The 20,628-nt window shown below is 71.7% G+C and carries 16 protein-coding genes and 1 pseudogene; 5 read left to right on the top strand and 12 right to left on the bottom strand.

Features of this window, described 5'->3' with window-relative positions; genetic code table 11:
- Positions 1–51: 51 nt before the first annotated feature.
- The 4 genes and pseudogenes from KUA19_RS42410 to KUA19_RS04470 form a co-directional block, all read left to right on the top strand.
- Positions 52–1,728 (top strand): annotated as a pseudogene (locus KUA19_RS42410) (putative bifunctional diguanylate cyclase/phosphodiesterase); the annotation flags it as partial.
- 277 nt (positions 1,729–2,005) lie between these two features.
- Complete coding sequence (locus KUA19_RS42405) at positions 2,006–3,172, top strand: epoxide hydrolase family protein (RefSeq protein WP_254548663.1); 1,167 nt, start codon at positions 2,006–2,008, stop codon at positions 3,170–3,172.
- A gap of 45 nt (positions 3,173–3,217) precedes the next feature.
- Complete coding sequence (locus KUA19_RS04475; protein ID WP_254548662.1) at positions 3,218–4,204, top strand: sigma-70 family RNA polymerase sigma factor; 987 nt, start codon at positions 3,218–3,220, stop codon at positions 4,202–4,204.
- Positions 4,201–4,791 (top strand): TIGR03086 family metal-binding protein, encoded by a 591-nt coding sequence (locus tag KUA19_RS04470; protein WP_217394820.1) that lies wholly within the window; start codon positions 4,201–4,203, stop codon positions 4,789–4,791. The genes KUA19_RS04475 and KUA19_RS04470 overlap by 4 nt, the downstream gene beginning before the upstream one ends.
- A 335-nt stretch (positions 4,792–5,126) precedes the next feature.
- On the opposite strand, the gene KUA19_RS04465 is transcribed toward KUA19_RS04470, so the two are convergent.
- Positions 5,127–6,551, bottom strand: coding sequence for an MFS transporter (locus tag KUA19_RS04465; RefSeq protein ID WP_308167327.1), 1,425 nt, complete (start codon positions 6,549–6,551; stop codon positions 5,127–5,129).
- A 357-nt stretch (positions 6,552–6,908) separates the two neighbouring features.
- On the opposite strand from KUA19_RS04465, the gene KUA19_RS04460 reads away from it, so the two are divergent.
- Entirely contained in the window at positions 6,909–8,087 is a 1,179-nt protein-coding gene (locus KUA19_RS04460) for an acyl-CoA dehydrogenase family protein (protein ID WP_254548758.1), read from the top strand.
- Positions 8,088–8,161: 74 nt separating this feature from the next.
- Here the strand turns inward: KUA19_RS04460 and KUA19_RS04455 are convergent, their stop codons facing one another.
- The 11 genes from KUA19_RS04455 to KUA19_RS04405 form a co-directional block, all read right to left on the bottom strand.
- The gene (locus KUA19_RS04455; RefSeq protein WP_217394818.1) at positions 8,162–8,668 is read right to left on the bottom strand and encodes a pyridoxamine 5'-phosphate oxidase family protein; all 507 of its coding nucleotides are present in this window, start codon (positions 8,666–8,668) and stop codon (positions 8,162–8,164) included.
- Positions 8,669–8,812: 144 nt separating this feature from the next.
- Complete coding sequence (locus KUA19_RS04450; protein ID WP_217394817.1) at positions 8,813–9,607, bottom strand: SAM-dependent methyltransferase; 795 nt, start codon at positions 9,605–9,607, stop codon at positions 8,813–8,815.
- A 40-nt stretch (positions 9,608–9,647) separates the two neighbouring features.
- A complete protein-coding gene (locus KUA19_RS04445) occupies positions 9,648–10,130 on the bottom strand; it encodes an SgcJ/EcaC family oxidoreductase (RefSeq protein WP_217394816.1) in 483 nt (160 codons plus the stop codon).
- Between the two features lie 56 nt (positions 10,131–10,186).
- The gene (locus KUA19_RS04440; RefSeq protein ID WP_254548661.1) at positions 10,187–10,654 is read right to left on the bottom strand and encodes an SgcJ/EcaC family oxidoreductase; all 468 of its coding nucleotides are present in this window, start codon (positions 10,652–10,654) and stop codon (positions 10,187–10,189) included.
- Between the two features lie 212 nt (positions 10,655–10,866).
- Complete coding sequence (locus tag KUA19_RS04435) at positions 10,867–14,022, bottom strand: poly(A) polymerase (protein ID WP_217394815.1); 3,156 nt, start codon at positions 14,020–14,022, stop codon at positions 10,867–10,869.
- Positions 14,023–14,073: 51 nt separating this feature from the next.
- Positions 14,074–14,991 (bottom strand): YobF C-terminal domain-containing protein, encoded by a 918-nt coding sequence (locus KUA19_RS04430; RefSeq protein ID WP_254548660.1) that lies wholly within the window; start codon positions 14,989–14,991, stop codon positions 14,074–14,076.
- A gap of 3 nt (positions 14,992–14,994) precedes the next feature.
- Positions 14,995–15,789 carry a MerR family transcriptional regulator gene (locus tag KUA19_RS04425; RefSeq protein ID WP_308167326.1) on the bottom strand — a complete coding sequence of 265 codons (795 nt, stop codon included), beginning with the start codon at positions 15,787–15,789 and terminating at the stop codon, positions 14,995–14,997.
- 216 nt (positions 15,790–16,005) lie between these two features.
- On the bottom strand, positions 16,006–16,839 hold the full coding sequence (locus tag KUA19_RS04420; RefSeq protein WP_217394813.1) for a carbohydrate ABC transporter permease: 834 nt from the start codon (positions 16,837–16,839) through the stop codon (positions 16,006–16,008).
- Positions 16,836–17,825, bottom strand: a complete 990-nt coding sequence (locus KUA19_RS04415; RefSeq protein ID WP_308167325.1) for a carbohydrate ABC transporter permease — start codon at positions 17,823–17,825, stop codon at positions 16,836–16,838. Before KUA19_RS04415 ends, KUA19_RS04420 begins: the two co-directional genes overlap by 4 nt.
- A 2-nt stretch (positions 17,826–17,827) precedes the next feature.
- Positions 17,828–19,153: an ABC transporter substrate-binding protein gene (locus KUA19_RS04410; RefSeq protein ID WP_254548659.1), complete on the bottom strand. Its 1,326-nt coding sequence runs from the start codon at positions 19,151–19,153 to the stop codon at positions 17,828–17,830.
- A 96-nt stretch (positions 19,154–19,249) separates the two neighbouring features.
- On the bottom strand, positions 19,250–20,560 hold the full coding sequence (locus KUA19_RS04405) for an ROK family transcriptional regulator (RefSeq protein WP_217394812.1): 1,311 nt from the start codon (positions 20,558–20,560) through the stop codon (positions 19,250–19,252).
- Between the last annotated feature and the right edge of the window lie 68 nt (positions 20,561–20,628).

Genomic DNA, 20,628 nt, shown 5'->3' with positions numbered 1-20,628 from the left:
GCCGCGGGCCAGTGTTGACCGGCCGCCAATGAATACCCTTCGGGATGGCGGATGCGGGCGTACACGGAGGTGCCTGTGCGGGGAGCACCTGATCTGAGGTCGCTGGTCCGCCGCGCCCTGGTGGTGACGGCGGACCAGACCTGCGAGCAGCTCGAGGCGACCTTCCGGGCCCGTCCGGACGTGACGGCGGTGGTCGTGGCGCGCCCGGGTGAGCTGGGTCTGATCATGCGGGGCCGGTTCGACCAGGCCATGTCCGGCCCGTACGGCTACGGTCGCGCGCTCTTGGGACAGCGCCCGGTCGCGGAGGTCGCCGACTGGAACCCGCTGCGACTGGCCGCCGACACCACCGTCGCGGCCACCTCACACCTGCTGCGCACCCGGCCCCTGGCCCACCGCTACGACGACGTGCTCGTAGACCTCGACGGCGGCGCCGTCGGCACCGTCTCGGCCGCCCATCTGTTCGACTCGCTGGCGACCCAGTTCGCGCACCGGGCCATCCGCGACGACCTCACCGGGCTGGCCAACCGCGCCCACTTCCTGGACCTGCTAGTCGCCGCGTGCGCCGACGCCGGCACCGGACACGATCGGGTCGCCGTCGCGTTCCTGGACCTCGACGGCATGAAACGCATCAACGACTCCCACGGCCATCAGACGGGCGACACCGTGCTGACGCTGGTCGGCAGGCAGCTTCGCGACGCGCTGCGGCCCGGCGAGATCGCGGCCCGGCTCGGCGGCGACGAGTTCGCCGTGCTCTCCCGCCTACCGCGGGACGCGCCGATGGAGCGCGGCGCCCTGGAGCTGGGGCGACGCTGCCTGTTGGCGATCGCGGCCCGCGACGGGAGGCACGATCCGGCACTGCACCCGTACGCCAGTGTCGGCGTGGCCGTCTCCGGGGACCTGTCCGACCCACAGACGCTGGTCGGTGAGGCCGACATGGCGATGTACCGGGCCAAGCAGGCCGGCGGCAATCAGGTGGAGCTCGCCATCGGGGTGGAGGCGGGCCTGTCCGGCGACATCGAGCTGGTCGACCGCACCGTCGCCCAGGCCGTCGAGCACGGCGAACTGCGCCTGTACTACCAGCCGATCGTGCGTATCGCCGACCGCCGGGTGATGTCGATGGAGGCGCTGGTCCGCTGGCAGCACCCGAGCATGGGACTGCTCACCCCCAGCCGCTTCCTGCCCGGGGCCCGGCGCGGCGGCCACCTGCCACTGCTGGACCGCTGGGTGCTGCACCGCGCCTGCGCGGACATGCTCGAGCTGGACCGGTCGCTCGGCGACGCCGCGCCCGACCGGGTCAACGTCAACCTGTCCGCGCCGACCCTGGCCACCCCATTCGACGCCATGGTCACGCAGGTGCTGCGCGAGACCGGCCTGCCGCCGCAGCGGCTGCGCCTGGAACTGCCCGAGGACGCCGACCTGCAAACCCTGGCCGAGGCCGGGCCGCGCCTGGAACGGCTCATCGAGTCGGGGGTGCGGCTCGCCCTCGACGACATGGGGGCCGGGTCGACGAACCTGCGCTACCTGTCCACCCTGACGGTGCACGGCCTGAAGATCGACCGGGCGTTCGTGGCCGGGATGCTGCACAACCCGCGCGACCACACCGTCGTGAAGCTGCTCACCGACCTGGGGCACGGTCTGGGGCTGCACGTCACCGCTGAAGGGGTGGAGAGCGCCGAGCAGCTGTCCGCGCTGGCGCAGCTCGGCGTCTCCTACGCCCAGGGCTACCACCTGGCCGAACCCCAGCCCTTCGCGCGGCTCGGCGACCTCGTCCTCACCGCCGCCGCGCCCGGCCGCCACCGCGCCCTGACTCCGCACCCGGGGGTGGTGGGGACGGCACGCAGGGAGATGCAGGTCCGGCCGGTCGGGACGATATTTGCTCATGAACCGAATCTTGTGAGGCGTCGGCACCTGGGAACTCCTAGCGGAACAGGTCGTCACCCCCGGCCGACCGGCCGCGACGTCCGGATCGCCGACCCCGCCGCGACGACGCTGATAGGAGCCGCACATGCAACCGTTCCGTGTCGACATCCCCCAGTCTGCTCTGGACGACCTCCGCCGCCGGCTCGCCGACACCCGCTGGCCCGTCGGGCTGCCCGAGGCGGGCTGGGAGCGCGGTGTGCCGCTGGACTACCTCAAGGAGCTCGCCGAGTACTGGCGCGACGGCTACGACTGGCGCGCGGCGGAGGCGGAGCTGAACTCGTACCCCCAGTTCACCACCACGATCGACGGGGCGAACATCCACTTCCTGCACGTGCGCTCGCCCGAGCCGGACGCGACGCCGATGATCATCACGCATGGCTGGCCGGGCTCGGTGGTGGAGTTCTACGAGATCATCGGGCCGCTGACCGACCCGCGTGCCCACGGCGGCGACCCGGCCGACGCATTCCACCTGGTCATCCCCTCGATGCCGGGCTACGGCTTCTCCGGTCCGGCGGCTGACGGCGGCTGGAACATGCGCCGGATGGCGAAGGCCTGGGCCGAGCTGATGCACCGCCTGGGCTACGACCGGTACATCGCCCAGGGCGGCGACTTCGGTGCCGCGCTCTCGCTGGCACTCGGCTGGGCCGACGCCGAGCACCTCGCGGGCGTACACCTGAACACGATGATCACGGTGCCGCTCGACGAGAGTGACCTGGTGGATCTGAGCGAGGAGGACCAGGCGCGCATCGAACGCTCGGCGCGGTTCGTGAAGGACCTGTCGGGTTCGATGAAGCTCCAGTCGACCCGACCGCACTCGGTGGCGTACGGGCTCAACGACTCGCCCGTCGGTCAGCTGGCCTGGGTCGTCGAGAAGTTCAAGGACTGGGCCGAGGCGCCGAAGGCGCCCGAGGACGCTGTCGACCGCGACCGGATCCTGACCATCGTCTCGATCTTCTGGCTGACTGCCACCGCGGGCGCGTCCGGCCAGCTCTACTACGAGATCGCCGACAACCTGCCGATCTCGGCCAACGCCGGGCGCTACGACCTGATGCCGCCGTTCACGGTGCCACTCGGAGTGGCGACCTACCCCGGCCAGGTGTTCAAGCCGGTGCGCCGCTTCGCCGAGCGGTCGTTCCCGACGCTGACGTACTGGAGCGAGTACGACCGCGGCGGCCACTTCGCCGCGCTGGAGGAACCTGATCTCTTCATCGATGACGTGCGTGCCTTCCGGCGTCGGCTGGAGCAGGGCTGAGGGTACGCTCGGGACAGGCGTCTACCAACGGGGCGAAGGATGGGCATGTCCGACAACGACGACTTCGAACGGCTCACCGGCCCGTTCCGGACGGAACTGCTGGCGCACTGCTACCGGATGCTCGGATCCGTCCACGACGCCGAGGACCTGGTGCAGGAGACCTACCTGCGCGCCTGGCGGTCCTATGACGCGTTCGAGGGACGGTCGTCGCTGCGGACCTGGCTCTACCGGATCGCCACCAACGCCTGCCTGACCGCCCGGGAGAGCCGAGACCGGCGGGCCCTGCCGTCGGGACTCGGCGCCCCGGTGGCGGACCCGCACCTGCCGGTCCCGGCGGCCCTGCCGGAGGTGCCCTGGCTGCAACCCGCACCGGACAGCCTGTTCGGTGCGGGTTCCGACGATCCGGCCGCCATCGTGGTCTCCCGGCACACCACCCGGCTGGCCCTGGTCGCCGCCCTGCAGCACCTGCCACCCCGCCAATGCGCCGTGCTCATCCTGCGCGACGTGCTGCAATGGCGGGCAGCCGAGGTCGCCGAGCTGCTGGGCACCACCACCGCCGCGGTGAACAGCGCACTGCAGCGGGCCCGTGCCCAACTCGAACTGGTCGCCCCGGCCGAGGACGAGGTCGTGGACGTGCCCGGCCAGCGCGCGCTGCTCGACCGCTATGTCGCCGCGGTCGAGAACGCCGACACCGCCGCGCTGGTCGGCCTGCTCACCGAGGACGCGGTGTGGGAGATGCCGCCGTTCGCCAGCTGGCTGTTCGGCCGCGACCTCATCGGACGGTTCCTCAAGGCGCAGTGCCCGTCCGATCCGGGCGACAACCTGCTCGTGCCGACCCGTGCCAACGGGCAGCCCGCTTTCGGCGCGTACCTGCGCGGCGCGGACGGGGTGCACCGGGCGGGCTCGATCAAGGTGCTCACCATCACCCGAGGCGCCATCTCCCGCATCCTGTCCTACGAGGATCCGGACCTGTTCGAGCTGTTCGGTCTGCCGCCGGTGCACCCGGCGGCCTCGCCGCTGCCGTCCCGATGACCGCACTGGCCGGCGCCGGGCTGTTCGCCGACGGCGCCAGCCTGCTGGAACGGGCGATCGGCTACACCCTGAGCACGGTGCAGACCCTCTCGGCGGACGAGCTGACGCTGCCGACGCCGTGCCCGGCCTGGGATCTCTGCGCGCTGCTGCAGCACACCAACGACTCACTGTCGGTGCTGCACCAATGCGTGACCAACGGGTCCGTGGACGCCGGGCCGGTCGACCCGGACCCGGCGCCCCAGGATCTCGGGGCTGTGCTGCGGGACCGGGCCGGGCTGCTGCTCACCGCGCTGTGCGCCAGGAGCGACCGGAACCAGGTCGTCACCGTCCTCGACCGGTCGCTGGCGGCCGACATCTCCATGGGCGCCGGGGCGATCGAGATCGCCGCCCACGGCTGGGACATCGCACAGGCGCGCGGCCAACGCAGCCAGATCCCGCCGCTGCTGGCCACCGAACTGCTGGACGTCTCCTACCTGGTCATCACCGACGCCACTCGGCATCCGATGTTCGCCCGACCGGTCGCCGTGGTGCCCACCGCCAGTCCGAGCGACCGGCTGGTCGCGTTCCTGGGCCGCACCCCGAGCTGACCATCCGCCACACCTGACCGGCCGTCACCCCTGACCCACGCCACCCGTCGGGCGCGACGCGCCACCTCGCGCGGCGCGTGCCGCGCGCCGCGTGCCGCGTGCCGCGTGCCGCGTGCCGCGTGCCGCGGGGCGCGGGGCGCGGGGTCGTGCAGTTTCGGGGAAACTGCAGGTATCCGGGCCAAGATTCGTGCAGTTTCCCCGAAACTGCAGGCGCCAACGCACACGCGCCCAGACGCGCGTGACGCGCATGGCCCGGACGCGCTCAGGTCTGGCGCACGGAGACGCCGGTGTGGCGGACGGGGAGCGTCCGCCACACCGGCGTGGGTGATGCCGGGTCAGCCGACTTCTGCGCCGACCTCTTCCTGCACCTTCGTCTGCACCGGCGCTGCCGCGGGGGCGGCGGCCGGACGCGGCTTGCCCGGCGAGAACAGGGCCGCGATGACACCGACCGCCGAGGCCCCGGCGGCCAGGTAGAGCGCCGCCGAGATGCCGCTGATGGCCTGGGCGGGGCTGTCGTAGCTGCCGTTGGCCGCGAAGACCACCGCGAGCAGCGCCACACCGAAGACGCCGCCGACCTCCTTGAGGGAGTTGTTGGCCCCGGCCGCGACGCTGACGTCCTCCGGCGGCACCGAACCCATCACCGAGTTGGCCACGGTCGGGAAGCACATCGAGATGCCGATACCGGCCAGGATCAGCGGCAGGACCAGGCTGCCGTATCCGACGCCGGGCTCGGAGACCGCGGCCACCCAGCCGAGGCCGATCGCCTGCAGCAGCATGCCGCCGACCATGAACGGCCGGTTGCCCAGCTTGTCGGACATGCCGCCCGCGATGGGCGCCACCAGCATCGGCATGGCGGTCCACACCAGCAGGCGCAGGCCGGTGCCGAGCGGGTCGTTGCCCAGACCGGTCTGGAACATCTGCGCCATGAAGAACAGCGAACCGATCAGCGAGAAGTGCTGGAAGAACGCGACCAGGTTGGCGGTGGTGAAACCGCGGCTGCGGAAGTACTCCAGCGGAAGCATCGGGTAGGGCGCGCGACCCTCCCAGATGAGGAAGCCGATCACGAGCAGCACGCCGACCACCAGCGAGCCGATGACCTCGCCGCTGCCCCAGCCCGCCTCCGGCGCCCGGACGGCCGCCCAGGTCAGGGCGAACAGACCCGCCGAGACCAGGAGGAGGCCAGGGATGTCGAGCTTCGGGCGCGGCCCGTGGCTCTCCCGCAGCTTCACCGTGGACAGCACGGCCGCGACCAGGCCGAACGGCACGTTCAGCCAGAAGATCCACTGCCAGGACAGGCCCTGGGTGATGGCACCGCCGACGACCGGGCCGGCCGCGATGGCCAGACCGGAGACGCCGCCCCAGATGCCCATCGCCATGCCCCGCTTCTCCGGCGGGAAGTGGTCGGACAGCAGCGCCAGGCTCAGCGGCAGCGCGATCGCGGCGGCGATGCCCTGCACCACGCGGGCCAGCAGCAGCACCTCCACGTTGCCGGACAGTGCCGCCACCACCGAGGCGGCGACGAACAGCACCAGGCCGAACACGTACATCCGGCGGCGGCCGAATCGGTCGCCGAGGGCCGAGCCGGTCAGCATCAGGCAGGCGAAGGCCAGGTTGTAGGCGTTCACCGTCCATTCGAGGTCGGTCAGGCTCGCGTCAAGCTGGAGGCGGATGGTCGGCAGCGCCGTTGCTACCACCATCACGTCCAGGGAGATCAGGAACGCGCCGATCGAGACCAGACCCAGCGCCCAACCCGGTCGCACGGGACGTCCAGTCGATAGGGTCTCAGTACTCATGGGAACACCCCCGGGTGGTCCGGTCCAGTAGATCCGACATGTCTACAACTCCGTCTCTGGCTGTCGGGGCGGTACGGCCCCGATCGGTCACAGGTACAGACCAGCGCCGCGCGCGAAACTCATCGGTGATCCGGGACCGGTCACGCGACCGGGTCAGCAGCGCACGCTGAGAGGTGCCCGGCCCAGCGCGCGCAGCGCATGCTCGCGGGGTGCGCACGTGGCCGCACAGGGCTGCGTTCCGTCGCGGACACGCCGCCTGACCAGCACCTCCGTGGCCGCGCGAGGGCGCACGACCGGCTGCCGTAACCCCAGGAGGACATGGTGTTGGACGCGAAGGTGCCGCAACGGGAGGAACTTGTCCGTCGCGCCTCGGAACTGGTGCCGCTGCTGCGGTCCAAGGCGCTCTGGATCGAAGAGCACCGGCGCCTGCCGGAGGAGGTGATCGAGGCGTTCGAGGCCTCCGGCCTGCTCAACATGCGCATCCCCGCCCAGTACGGCGGGTATGAGAGCGACGCGCGCACCCTGATCGACGTGCACGCCGAGATCGCCCGCGGCGACGGTTCGGCCGCCTTCGTCTTCTCGGTGTGGTCGTTGATCAACTGGATCGCGGGCCTGTTCCCGGACGACGTGCTCGACGAGGTGTTCGCCACGCCCAACGTCCGGGTGTCGGGCACGCTCGCGGCCTCGGGTTCGGCCGTCAAGGTCCCCGGCGGCTACAAGCTCAACGGCAGCTGGCGCTTCAACAGCGGCGTGCTGCACAGCCACTGGAAGTTCATCGCCGCGATGCCCGACGGGCCGGAGGCGGCGAACGGGCCGATCACCGCACTGGTGCCGGTGCACCAGCTGGAGACCCTCGACGACTGGCACACCCTGGGCCTGCGCGGCTCGGGCAGCGTGACCACGCTGGCCAAGGACGTGTTCGTGCCCAGCGAGCGGATCATCCCGACGTACGAGTTCTTCACGGACCAGTGCAAGTCGAAGGTGAACGCGCAGAAGGCGATCTACCAGGTGCCGATGCTGGTCACCTCGACGGCCGCCACGGCTGGGCAGACGCTGGGCGCCGCCAAGTACGCCCTGGAGAGCTTCTTCGACCGGCTGCCCGGACGCGGCATCACCTACACCGACTACGCCAGCCAGGCCGAGGCGCCGATCACGCACCTGCAGGTGGGTGAGGCGACGCTGCTGACCGAGGAGGCCGAGGCGCGGGCGCAGCGGTTCGCCGACCTGATCGACACCAAGGTGGTGACCAACGAGGCGTGGTCGCAGGCCGAGCGGGTCAAGTCCCGGGTGGAGATGGGCCGCATCGCGCAGCTGGCCAAGAACGCGGTGGACCTGGTCGCGATGGCCAGCGGCGGCTCTTCGATCTACAACGACGTGCCGATCCAGCGGATCCAGCGCGACATGCACACCATCGTCATCCACGCGCTGACGAACCCGAACACCAACATCGAGCTGTACGGCCGCCTGCTGTGCGGCTTGGAGCCCAACACCCAGTACCTGTAGGCGACACAGGGCGGCGCGGACGCAGTGCACCCGTACACCCGGGTCCACGGCGTCCGCGCCGTTGTTCAAGCAGGTCAGAAGCGCCAGCGGGTCGGCGTGAAGCCCTCGGCCGACGGGAAGCCGAAGGCGGTCACCGGGTCCAGCCGGTACGCCGCGTACGGCGGCTTGCCCGCGGTGGGGGCGGCGTAGTCGGCGTGCAGGGCGTCGTCGCGCACGCTGACCTGCCAGCCGTACTTGGACCGGTAGGCGTCCACCACCCGCTGTAGTCCGGCGGCGCCGGTCACCTCGGTCGCCGTGCCCTCGATGACCAGGTCGAAGCCGTCGCACGACGCCGTGATGGAGCTGCGCCCGTCCTGGGTCAGGTTGCGGCTCTTGGCCGCGTCTCGGGCGGAGGCGAAGTGCACCGCGCCGTCGGCCCACACCGCGAACAGCGGGCGCACGTGCGGGCGGCCGCTCGGCGTCAGCGTGGCGAGCCAGAACTTGTCGGTCTTGGCCAGCGCGTCGGCGACCACGCCCCACTTCGCCGGCGTGCCCTGCCAACCGGGCAGCAGCAGTTCGGCCACAGGAACCTTCACGGTCATGCGTCTCGCTCCCTTTTGTGCGGTGTACCGGCATCGAGTCCCGGAGAGATACGTCTGGATGATACCGGTACAAGATGATCTGTCCACATGGACGCGGCCTGGGCCCGGCGCGATGCCGGGTCCAGGCCGAATCGGTGCCGCGCCTTACTTTCGCGCGTAACCGCCGTACATCCGCTTCATCGACTCGCCCTCTTCGGCGCCGGGCCGCCACCGGCCGACCGGAACCAGTCCGGGCGACTGCAGCTCGAAACCATCGAAGAACGCGGAGATGTCCGCCAGACTGCGGTAGACCAGCGGGAACGTGGCGTTCTTGTACACCTCGTCCATCTTGGCCAGCTCCTCAGCCGTCACCTGATCGGTGCACAGGTGCGACACCACCAGGTACGACCCGGGAGCCATCCGCTGCTCGAACGCCGCGACGATGTCCTTGGCCACCTTGAAGTCGCCGATGCAGTGCAGCGCGGCGATGAACATCACCGCCACCGGCTTGGAGAAGTCGATCAGCGACTTGGTGTCGGGGTGGTCGAGGATCTCCAGCGGGTTGCGCATGTCCGCCTCGATCAGGCGCGTGTTGCGGGCGCCCTCGTCGGCCAGGATCTGCTGCCCGATCGTCACGACCTCGCCGTCGGCCTCGGCGTAGAGCACGCGGACGTCCGGGTTGATCCGCCCGGCGACGTGGTGCGTGTGGTCCACGGTCGGCAGCGCCGAACCCACGTCGATGAACTGGGTGATCCCCAACTCGCCGACGAGGTGGGCGACCACCCGACCCTGGAAGGCACGGTTCTCCCGCACCACCCCGCGGGTGTTGTCCTCGCCGAACAGACGCATGACCTCGTCACCGGCGGCCCGGTCGACCGGGCCGTTGTCCTTGCCGTGCAGGAAGTAGTCGTACATCCTGCCGGTGTTGGGCTTCTCCTGGGTGGACTCTTCTACGGACATCTGACCTCCTTGCGAACCTGCGTGCCGTACGGCACGCGGCTCACCCCTTGATGGGACTGCTCTGGTGGGAGAAGAGGCTGAGTTCGCCCTCGGCACGGCGGACGATCACCCAGGTGTTGCGCACCTCTTGCTCGGGCGGCAGCTCGGTCTGCCCGCCGACCAGCGTGCCGCCGTTGGTGACCAGCAGGGCGACGTCGTCGGTGATGAAGTTGACGAACAGGGTCGAGCCGGTCACCCGCGAACCCTTGAACGGGAAGCGCTGGAAGGCCTCCTCCATGTACGCCTGGATCGCGGCCCGGCCCACCAGCTGCCGGTCCTCGACCAGCGCGCCGCCGTCCTCGGTGAAGATGTCGGCCCAGCCCTTGGCATCGTTGGCTTCCCAGACCTTCTGCACCCGCAGCGGGATGGTCAGCACGGCCTGCACGTTCGGGTCGCTGAAGTGCGCGTAGTACTCGGGGTTGTCCGGCACACCGGCGGCGGCGAGGATCTCCGAGGCGTTGCCCCAGGACAAGGTGGTCGTCATATGGTGGCTCCTGTTCGTAAGCTGGGACGGGTCGACACGGGACTACCAACACGGAACTACCAGCGCAGGGTGGCGCCTTCGCCGCGCGGGCTGTTCTGGTACGACGCCAGCTGCCACTGACCGTCGGTCTTGACCACCAGCCACGTCGAGTGCACCGCCAGCTCGGGCGCGATCTCGGTCTCCCCCTCCGGCAGGATCCCGCCGTGGGTCCGGATCACCGCCACCCGGTCGGTCACGAACCGCAGGTCGACCGGGCGCCCCGTGATGCCCGACCCCTTGAACGGTCCCGCGAACGCCGCCGCCATGAACGAGCGCACCTCGTCGCGGCCACGCTTGAGCACGTCACCGGGCAGGATCAGCACGCCCTCCTCGGTGAACACCTCCGCCACCGCGTTGGCGTCATTGCGCGCCCACGCCGCGACCAGCCGCAGCGGAACACTGAGCGCTTCCTTCTCTCTGTCACTGGTGAACGTGCCGTAATAAGCATCCAGGTCGGCCGGGGCCGACATCGTGTCCGCGGACATGACGGAACTCCCTCCTAAGACCACACCTTTGGCCGGACCATCGTCAGACGTGGCCGACCCCGAGGGCATCTCCAGGAATGCGCAACCACACCAGGTGCGCTGACCTGCGCGGACATGAGTCGGCAGCACAGCCGGAAGGCGACGGGACCCACGGAATACGCGCCGAGGCCGAGCCCATTGGTGACGAATGGGCTCGGCCTGGCGAGGGGATATCAGCGCAGCGTGGGGACGCCGCCACCGTCAGCGAGGGCGACCTCGACGCCGGGCAGGTCGCTCGCCCACCGGTCGGCGACGGCGGCGAGCCCCGCGGCGTCCGGCGGGTGCACGCCCAACCCGATCGCGAACCGGACCACCGGTCCCCCGGCGAACGGGCGGGGCCAGCCGTGCACGTCGGCGACCCCGGCCGACTCCAGCGCCGTGAGCAGCGCCCGCAGCCGACCCCGGACCCGACCCAGCAGCTCCTCACGGGAGTCGTCGTCTCCGGCCCGCACCGAGACCACCGCCCACGCGGCGTGGCGGCGGTGCAGCGGCGGGGGCGCCAGCAGCCGCGGCCACGCGTCGGCGCCGGATTCGGCCGCCTCCTCCAGCAGCTCCCAGGCCTGGTACAGCTCCTGGGCCAGCAGGTCAACCAGGCCCGAACCCACCTGCTCGGTGCACGAGCGCACCGGCGCGGTCGGGGTCAGCACGGTGCAGAGCGCCGCCTCGGTGCCGGATGCGCCGCCCCAGGCCGAGCCCGCACCGGGCGCCGCTGCCAGGGCAGCGGAGCCGCCGGGCACGGCCGGATCGAGCGCGATCGGATCGCGCCAGTCCCGGGCCGCCCAGTCACCGAAGAAGCGGCGCAGCAGCTCGTCCGGTTCGGCCGAGCCGACGGTGCGCACCGTGCGGGCCGCCAGGACCGTCCAGGCCAGGCCGGGCAGGCCGCCGAACGGCGCGGCGTCCAGGCCGCGCGCCTTCGCCCACGTCTTGACCTGGCGGGCGAGCCGGACGAACGCCGCCCGGTCGGCGGCGACGGCGGCGTCGACCGCGGCCGCGTCGGAGACGGCGCTCAGGGCGATCGCGGCCACCTCGCCCAGTTCGGCGCGCCGCGCCACCGCTTCGGACGGGTCCAGCGCACCCGTGCCGACCAGCACGAGGTCGACGTCGAGCCCATATGCGGAGAGGCGCAGGCCGGGCACGCGGGCACCGGTGACGAGCCGGACCCGTACCGCGTCGGGCAGTGCCGCGACCACCCGCGACCGGATCTCGGCCGCGGCGATCTCGCCCGACAGGGCCGCCACCAGGTCCAGGTCGCCGCCGGGCAGCGCGCAGCCCATCGCTCGCGAACCCACCACGTGCACCACCGCCTCCGGCAGCGCCCCCCGCACCGCCGCCACGATCCGCGCCGCGTCGGCGTCGTCCGCCGATCGACCAGCAGCGGCGGACGTCGGCGCCGCAGCGATCAGCCGCCCGGATGACGTCCTGGCAGGACCGGCAAGCCGCCCGGATGACGTCCTGGCAGGACCGGCAGCACCGGCAGTCGCAGCCGAAACCGCGGCCGAACGCGAAGCCTCGGCACGGGTCTCGGTCGCGGTAGGTGCGGCCTCGGCGGCGGCAGGCGAAGTCGCGGCTGCGGAAAGCGGAACCTCGGCCACGGAGGGCGGAGCCTCGGCGGCCGAGGGCAGTGGCTGGGGCGCGGGTGGGTCGGGCAGCCAGCGCAGCTCCCCGGTGCCGAGAGTGAGTACCGCGCGGGGCCGCATCGGCTCGTCGCCGCGCCGCGACAGCAGCACCAGCTCCCCCACCCGTGCGGTCGCCGGGTCCAGGCGCGCGGCGCAGGCGGCGGCGACCTGCTGCGGATCACGACTGCGGCCCAGGGTCAGGTGCGGGGTGTAGCCCTCGGCCCGGCCCCGGCAGCGCGGAAACCGGTCCGCGAAGGCCCGGTGCAGCCGCGCCCACGGCCGCTCGTCGGCGGCGGCCGGGTCGAGCCAGACCGTGGCGTCGTCGCGGTGGCCGAAGGTGTGCACCCCGTCCAGCCTCGCGGTGAACGGGGCGAGTTCGGCCGCGGCCGCCGACAGCAGCGGCGCCGCCTGCTCGAACGCGGCCTCGGGCACGAATCCGAACAGGACGTTCACGTGCGGCGGCCAGCGGTCGAAGCTCGGGTCGTGCGCGGCGCGCAGGTCCTGGATGCGGGGCCACAGCCGCCGCGGCGGCAGCCAGGCCAGCGCGGTCCGGGCCGTGGGTGCCACGTCGAGCACCGAATCGCCGCAGTCGCCGAAGTCCAGCTCGGCCAGCACACCGTAGTGGTCGGACGGGAACAGCAACCGACCCGGCTCCGCGTTCGGATGGGGCTGCGGCCGGTCGCCCAGCAGCAGCGCGGCGGCCGGGTGGCCCGTACCGCGCAGCATGATCCGGTCCAGGCGCGAGGCCCGGCCCGACAGCGACGACACCGCCGCGAGCGGGTTGGCGACCGGGTCGAACGTCGGGGTCCGGTCGTCCGGGCCGTGCACCAGGGTCCAGGCGTCGCCCAGCCCGAGGGTGCCCGCGAGCCCGTCGCTGCCGTCGTTGAAGTCCCCGACCAACACCAGGTCACCGGCTACGCCCGCCAGCCCCTCGGCGAGCCGGGTCAGCTCCTCCTGCCGCCGCCGCGGGCCACCCTCGGCGTGGTCGCTGGTCAGGTGAGTGGCCGCGACGACCAGCGGGCCGGTCGCGGTGTCCACGACGACCGCCGACAGCGCCTTGTACGGCCCCAGCCGGTGCCACCCCACCTCCCGCACCGGCAACCGGCTGAGCAGCACCAGTCCACTCTGCTCGACCTCGCGCGCCCCGGCGCACACCGTGTACCGCACACGCACCCACGGCTGGGCCAGCAGCAGGTCCAGCAGTCCGACCTCGACCTCCTGCAGCGCGATCACGTCGGCGTCGGCGGCATCCAGGGCCGCCAGCAGCAGCGGTCGCCGCAGCGCCGTGTCGATGAGGTCACCGTCGTAGCGGTCCCACAGCGTGTTCCAGGTCAGCACCCGCAGCCGGGTGGGTCCGGGCACGGCCGCGGCGGTGGCGGTGGCGGTGGCGGTGGCGGCCGGGTGCCAGCCGTCGCGCCACGTGTACGCCGTGCCGGCGGTGAAGAACGGCGCTCGCAGTGCGTGCTCGTCGCGTACCCGGCCTGCCGTGCTGGTGTCGAGCCGGTCCACGCCCGCGGCGCGGTCCCAGACGATCTCGCCGTCGGCCTCGATGTAGAGCACCCGGTGCCACGGGATGTCGCCACCGGGCACGAAGGCGGGCAGCGCGACCCGCTTGGGCGCGGCGGCGCGCTGCGACACCCCGAGCACGAACCGGGCGGGGTCGAACCGGGGATCCCACCGAACGCGGTGGTAGATGTCCTCACTGGTACGCATGGCGCGCCCAGTATGGCCCCGGTGACCGCCCCGGCTCACCGCATTTCCGGCTCAGCCCAGCGCCGCCGCCAACTCCGCGTAGGTGGGGGCGAGCTCGCGCAGGGTCTGCGCGACGGCCTTGTCCCGCTCGGCGACGACGTCGTACTGCAGGCTGCCGACCAGCCGGGCCTGCCGGGTCGCGACGGCCGCGGCCGCGGGCAGGCCCAGGCCCGCCAGCGCGGTCGCGGCGTCGACCAGGCGGCGGGCGCCGACCCGGACCGCGAAGTACATCAGGTGCGCCCGCAGGTGCGGGGGCAGCCCGGCCTCGGCCAGGTCGGCGAACCCCTCGACCCCGGCCGCGCCGCCGACCGTGCCGGGCGGCACGGGCAGGTCGTCGCGGCCGCGCAGCCAAGCGGCGGCCGCGGGCAGCGACGCGCGCAGCGCCGTCTCGGCCGACACCTCGCGCACCTGCCGGAACCCGCTGCGCATGGTGTATGCCCGCGTCCGGTACCCGATCGTGTCGGCCCGCCACGCGGTCAGGAAGTCCCCGACCGGCAGCGTCGCGTACGGGTGCCCCTGCGGGTCGTGGAACTCGACCAGGTCCCCGTGGACCGCCAGCACCGACACGAAGTGGTCGGACTCGATCGGCCCGGTCATCCCCGGCTGGTGCCGCAGCCATCCGATCTCCACCGGCCCGACCAGCACCGGTCCGTCCTGCACCGCCTCGCGCAGCCGCGCCAACGCCGTGTCGCCGTCGTCGGCGCCCTCCCGGTGGCAGGTCCAACCCAGCAACTCGATCGCGTTGTCCAGCCCCTGATCCGGGTCCCAGCCGTACGGGTCGAACAGCGGCAGCCCGCCGCCGAGCAGCTGGAACCCGAACGGCGACCCGGTCAGCACCTCGATCGTGGACGGGGACGGCGCGGCCGCGCCGAGCTGCATCGCCAGCGAGTTCGCGTAGCAGTACGGACCGGATCCGAGGTAGGGGTGCATGGCTCAGCTTCCTTCGGTGACGGGGTAGGCGATGTCGAGGAACGCGCCGCCGGTGCCGGGCTGGATCTCGACCGGTCCACCGGTGCAGACCAGCTTGTTCGCGTCGATCCAGGCCTCCAGCGCCTCGTAGGCGCCCAGGATGTGCGGGAAGACGGCGTCGGCGGCGCTGACGGACAGCCAGGCGTCGGTCCCGCCGGGCGACAGGCGTACCAGCAGGTCGTCGACGGGTTCGACGGTGCCGGTGAACGGGATCGCGACCTCGACCGGCCCGTCGCTGTCGTGGGTCACGAAGTCGTGGAAGTGCACGAGCAGTGGTCCGTCGGCGGCCACTCCGGCCGCGTGCAGCCGGGCCCGGATGTCAGCGCGGGCCTGCGCGACGAAGGCCCCGAGCGCGCCGACGAAGACGTGGCCACGGCGCGACAGCAGTTTGCGTGCAGGGCGGGCACGCAGCATCGGGGTGCCAGGCCGCGGCGCGGCTTCGATGTCCAGCGCCTCGACGAGTTCGCGCTGGTGGCGCAGCTGGTCCTCACGGGCGGCGAGCCAGGCGCGCAGCTCGGCCTGCCGGGCCTGCGGGTCGAGGTCGAGCAGGGTCGCGATGCGGGCCAGGGGCAGGTCCAGGGCGCGCAGCCGGGCGATGAGGCGGCCGCGCGGCACCTGGTCGCGGTGGTAGCGACGGTATCCGGTGCCCGGGTCCACCCCGGCGGGGATCAGCAGGCCCTGGTCGGCGTAGAGGCGTAGGGCCTTCGGCGACAGGCGGGTGGCCGCGCCGAACTCGCCGGGCAGCAGGTCGTCGGTCACCGGCCCATCCTGGGCCATGCCCCAGGGGCGAGGTCAACCACAGGTCCGCGCCACGCCGGGCCGTGCCCCCGCGCCCCGCCGCCGCCACGCCGCCGCCGCCGCCGCCGCCGCGAACGAGCAGTTTCGGGGAAAGTGCACGAATCCGAGCCAAGATTCCAGCACTTTCCCCGAAACTGCACCAACGTCCGCCCGCCCAGCGGGCGGCGCCCGGCGGGGTCAGCCCTTGACCCCCGTCAGGGTCACGCCCTGCACGAACGCCTTCTGGGCGAAGAAGAACACCACCACGATCGGCAGGATGGTCAGCATCGTGGCGGCGCTGACCAGGTGCCATTCGACGTGGTGCATGGTGCGGAAGCTGGCCAGCCCCAGCGAGACGGTCCAGGCCTGCTCGTTCTCGCTGGCGTACAGCAGCGGGCCGTAGTAGTCGTTCCAGGCGTAGAAGAACTGGAACATGGCCGCTGCCGCGATGCCGGGGCGGGCCATCGGCACGATGACCTTCCACAGCGTGCGCCACTCCCCCGCCCCGTCCACCCGCGCCGCGTCGAGGTACTCGTCCGGGATGGTGAGCATGAACTGGCGCAGCAGGAAGATGGAGAACGCGTCCCCGGCCAGCATCGGCAGGATCAGCGGCCACAGCGAGCCGGTCAGGCCCGCGTTGGCCCAGAACAGATACAGCGGCACCGTGGTGACCTGCGGTGGCAGCATCATCATGCAGATGATCGCGATCATCATGGTCTGCCGTCCGCGCCAGCGCAGCTTCGCCAGCCCGTACGCGGCGGGGATGCTGGCCAGCAGCATGAACACCGTGGCCAGCCCCGCGTAGAGGACCGTGTTGACCAGATAGCGCAGCAGCGGTGCCCGGGTGAACGCGTCGGCGTAGTTCTCCGCGTGCCATGTCGTCGGCCACAGCTGCGAGGTCAGTGCCTGGTCGCTGGTCATGAACGAGGTCAGCACCAGGAACAGCACCGGGGCCACGAACATGACGCACAGCGCGATCGCCACGCTGTGCCGCGCGACGAGCAGCAGGAACGGCTGCTTCTGGGTTCTCATCGCGCGTACTCCCGGAATCGGCGCAGCAGGATCAGGGTGGCCGCGATGGACACCAGGAACAGCACCACGGCCAGCACGTTGGCGTAGCCGAGCACGTGGTAGCGGAAGCCGACGATGTACAGCCACAGCGGGTAGGTGTAGGTGGACCCGTTGGGGTAGCCGAACGTGTCGGAGATGCCGCCGCCACCGGTGACCTCGCCCGAGGCGACGCTGGCGGCGACCGCGGCCTGGGTGAAGTACTGCAGCGTGCCGATGATGCCGGTGATCGCCGCGAACAGCAGCACCGGCGAGATCCCGGGCAGGGTGACGAAACGGAACCGCTGCCAGGTGCCGGCGCCGTCGAGTGACGCCGCCTCGTGCAGTTCGACCGGGACATCCAACAGTGCCGCCACGAAGATCATCATCAGGTCGCCGACGCCCCACAGCGCCAGCAGCACCAGCGACGGCTTGGACCAGTCCGGGTCGTTGAACCACAGCGGCGGGTCGCTCACGCCCAGGTGGGACAGCAGCGTGTTCACCGGTCCGGTGCCCGGCTTTAGCAGCAGTACGAACGCCAGCGTCGCGGCGACCGGCGGCGCCAGCGCGGGCAGGTAGAACAGCGTCCGGTACACGCTGCGGCCGCGCTTGACCTGGTTGAGCAGGAGCGCGGTGAGCAGCGCCCCGAGCATGCGCGCCGGGACCATCACCACGACCAGCCACAGCGTGTTCCGGGCCGCCTTGACGACGTTGTCGTCCTGGAACAGGAACCTCCAGTTGTCCAGGCCGACCCACTCGGGCGCCTGGATCATGTTGAACCGGGTGAACGAGAACCAGATCGCCGCCAGCAGCGGATAGACCAGGAACAGGATCAGGCCGACCAGGACCGGGCCGACGAAGACGTACGGCGTGAGCCTGCGGCGCAGCTTGAGCGAGAATCCGCCCCTCAGCGCCGTGGAGAAGGAGTGGGAGGTGCCGGGAGACCCGGCACCTGCGGTCGCGTCGGCCACGGTCAGCCGGCCAGCTTCACGAGGTTGTTGATCTGCTCGTCCACCTTGGTCAGACCGGCGCCGAGGTCCTTGCTCTTACCGGACTGGTAGTCCTGGATGAACGCCGACAACTCCTCCTGGTAGGCGGCACCGACCACGCTGGGCGGAGTCGTCGTGGTGCCCGGGTTTGCGAAGATGTCGAGGAACACCTTGAACTCGTCGTCGATCACCAGGTCCTTGCTGGCCAGCGCGTCACTGGTGGTCGGCACGTTGCGGATGCCGTTGCTGAGCTTGACGATCGCGCTCGTGTCGGTGGTCAGGTACTTCAGCAGCGCCCACGCGGCCTCGGGGTTCTTCGCGGTACGCGAGACGCCGATGACGTTGCCGGTCACATAACCCGCGCCGTAGCGGGCCGGGTCGGTCACCGGCAGCGGCGCCACCCCGAACGGCACGTCCTTGGCCTGGTCGCGCAGGAACGCCATGCGCCACTCGCCGTCCACCGCGATGGCGACCTTGCCCTTGTGGAACGCGTTGTCGGCGCCCCACTCGTCGCCCAGCCCGGCGCGGAACTTCTCCAGCTTGTCGTAGCCGTACCAGTCGACGAGCTCTTTCTGCCACGCGAACAGCTCGCGCCACTTGGGGTCGCTGCCGATGGCCGACGTGCCGTCCTCCTTGAGCCAGCTCGCGCCGACCGCGGGGGCCAGGTGCGCCGGGGAGTTCTCGTAGAAGCCGAAGCTGGGCAGGAACCCGGCCCGCTCGATGGTCCCGTCGGGCTTGCGGATGGTCAGCTTCTTGGCCAGGTCGGTCAGCTCGGCCAGCGTCTTGGGCGGACCGGCGACGCCCGCCTCGCCGAAGATCTTCTTGTTGTAGTACAGGCCGTACACGTCGGCCAGGAACGGCATCGCGCACCGCTTGCCCCGGTACTCGGTGTAGGACTTCACCACGGCCGGGTACTTGTCCATGACGACCCCGTCGCGCTGCAGGTACGGGGCCAGGTCGATCCATGCCCCCGACGAGCAGAACTTGCCGACGATGTCGGTGGAGTAGCTCAGGCCGACGTCCGGGCCCTGCCCGGCGCCGATCGCCTGCAGCATCTTGGTGTCGTCCTGGCCGCCCTTCACCACGACCTTCACCTTGGGGTACTTGGCCTGGAAGTCGGCGACGATGTCGTCGATGGCCTTGGCCTCGCGGTCGGTGAAGAAGTGCCAGAACTCCACCTCGCCGGAGGGCTCGACTCCGGCGCTCGCGACCGGCGCCGGGGCCTGTCCGGGGGTGCACCCGACGGCAGCGGTCACGAGCAGGCCCGCCGTCAGCGCGACGGCGGCCAGCCTGTTGGCTGTGATAGACAAGGAAACGCTCCTCTGGATGTCGTGCAGACCTGCGAGCTGCGGATTCAAGGGGTGTCGCCGATGCCTGCCGTTGCCGCGGCAGGCACAGGTTTGGTGCTAGGCCGGGGTGAGCGTGTAGCGCAGCGCGTCGATGAGCGACTCGCGCACGGCACGTACTCCGGCGTCCATGGCGCCCAGCAGGACCGCGTCGTCGGACAGCGCGGTCACCGCCACGGGCGTGCGCAGCGGTGTGGCCCGGTGGAACGCGGCCGTCACCCGGTCGCGCAGCGCGGCGCCACCGGCCTGGGCCACCTCGCCCGCGAGCACCACCAGGGGCGGGTCCACCAGCGCGGACACCGCCGCGAGCGGCACCGCGATCCGGTCGGCCAGCGCGCACAGAAACGCGTCGGCCGCCGCCTCGCTCGCGGTTGATCGTTCAAGTTGCCGGGCAATCGGGGGTATGACGGCCTCACTTTCGCCCGATTGCCCGGCAACTTCGATGACCTTGGTCCGGGCGGCTTCGGCGTCGGCTGGGCCGGCCTGCGCGACGGCGGCGGCGATGGCGGCCTCGGGGGTGTCGGCGATGAAGCCGTACGACGCGGCCAGTGCCGCCACGGCCGCGCCGCCGACCAGGTCCTGCATGTCTCGCGGTGTGCCGACGGGGTGGTCGGGGCCGCCCAGCGGCAGGTAGCCGATCTCGCCCGCGCCGCCCGTCACGCCGCGCAGCAGCGCCGCGCCGAGATCGATCGCGCAGCCCAGGCCCGCGCCGAACCACAGCAGCGCGAACGCCGCGCTGCCCTGGGCTACGCCGCGATGGCGTTCGGCGATGGCGGCGAGGTTGACGTCGTTGTCGGCGTCGACGGCCAGGCGCAGCGCGGCGGCGAGTTCGCCGACCAGGCCGGGGTGGCGCCAGCCGGGGATGTCGATGTGCCGGATGGTGTCGGTGCCGGGGTCGTACGAGCCGGGCACGCCCAGCTGTAGCCGGGTCACCCGGGAGACGGGGACATCGGCGGCGGCGCACAGGTCCGCCAGGATGCGGCGCACGGTGTCGGTCGGACCTTCGCCGGGCACGCCGGGGAACTCCGCTCGGGCCAGGACCGCGCCGCTGATGTCGCACAGCGCGGCGCCGAAGGGCGGGTGCGGGGACTCGGTGGTGTCGCGCAGGGCGAGGGCCACCACGTACGCGGCGACCGGGTTGACCGAGTAGACCTCGGCGTTGGGCCCGGGGCCGCCGCTGGTGTGTCCGACCACGACGGCCAGGCCGGTGTCGGTGAGCCGGCGCAGCACGTCGGAGGTGGTCGGCTTGGACAGGCCGGTCAGCTCGCGCAGCTCGGCGCGGGTCAGCGTGCCGCGGTCGAGCAGCAGCGCCAGGGTGGCGCTCTCGTTCATCGCGCGCAGCAGCTTCGACGACCCGGCCAGGCGTGTCATGAACGACCCTTCAATAGGCAAGTAGGCTTACTATCCTCATCGGGGTACGGGGTGTCAAGGGGTCCCGA

The sequence above is a fragment of the Catellatospora tritici genome (genome assembly GCF_019083965.1).
GTDB classification, from domain to species: domain Bacteria; phylum Actinomycetota; class Actinomycetes; order Mycobacteriales; family Micromonosporaceae; genus Catellatospora; species Catellatospora tritici.
This window is presented reverse-complemented; position numbering and strand designations above follow the sequence as displayed.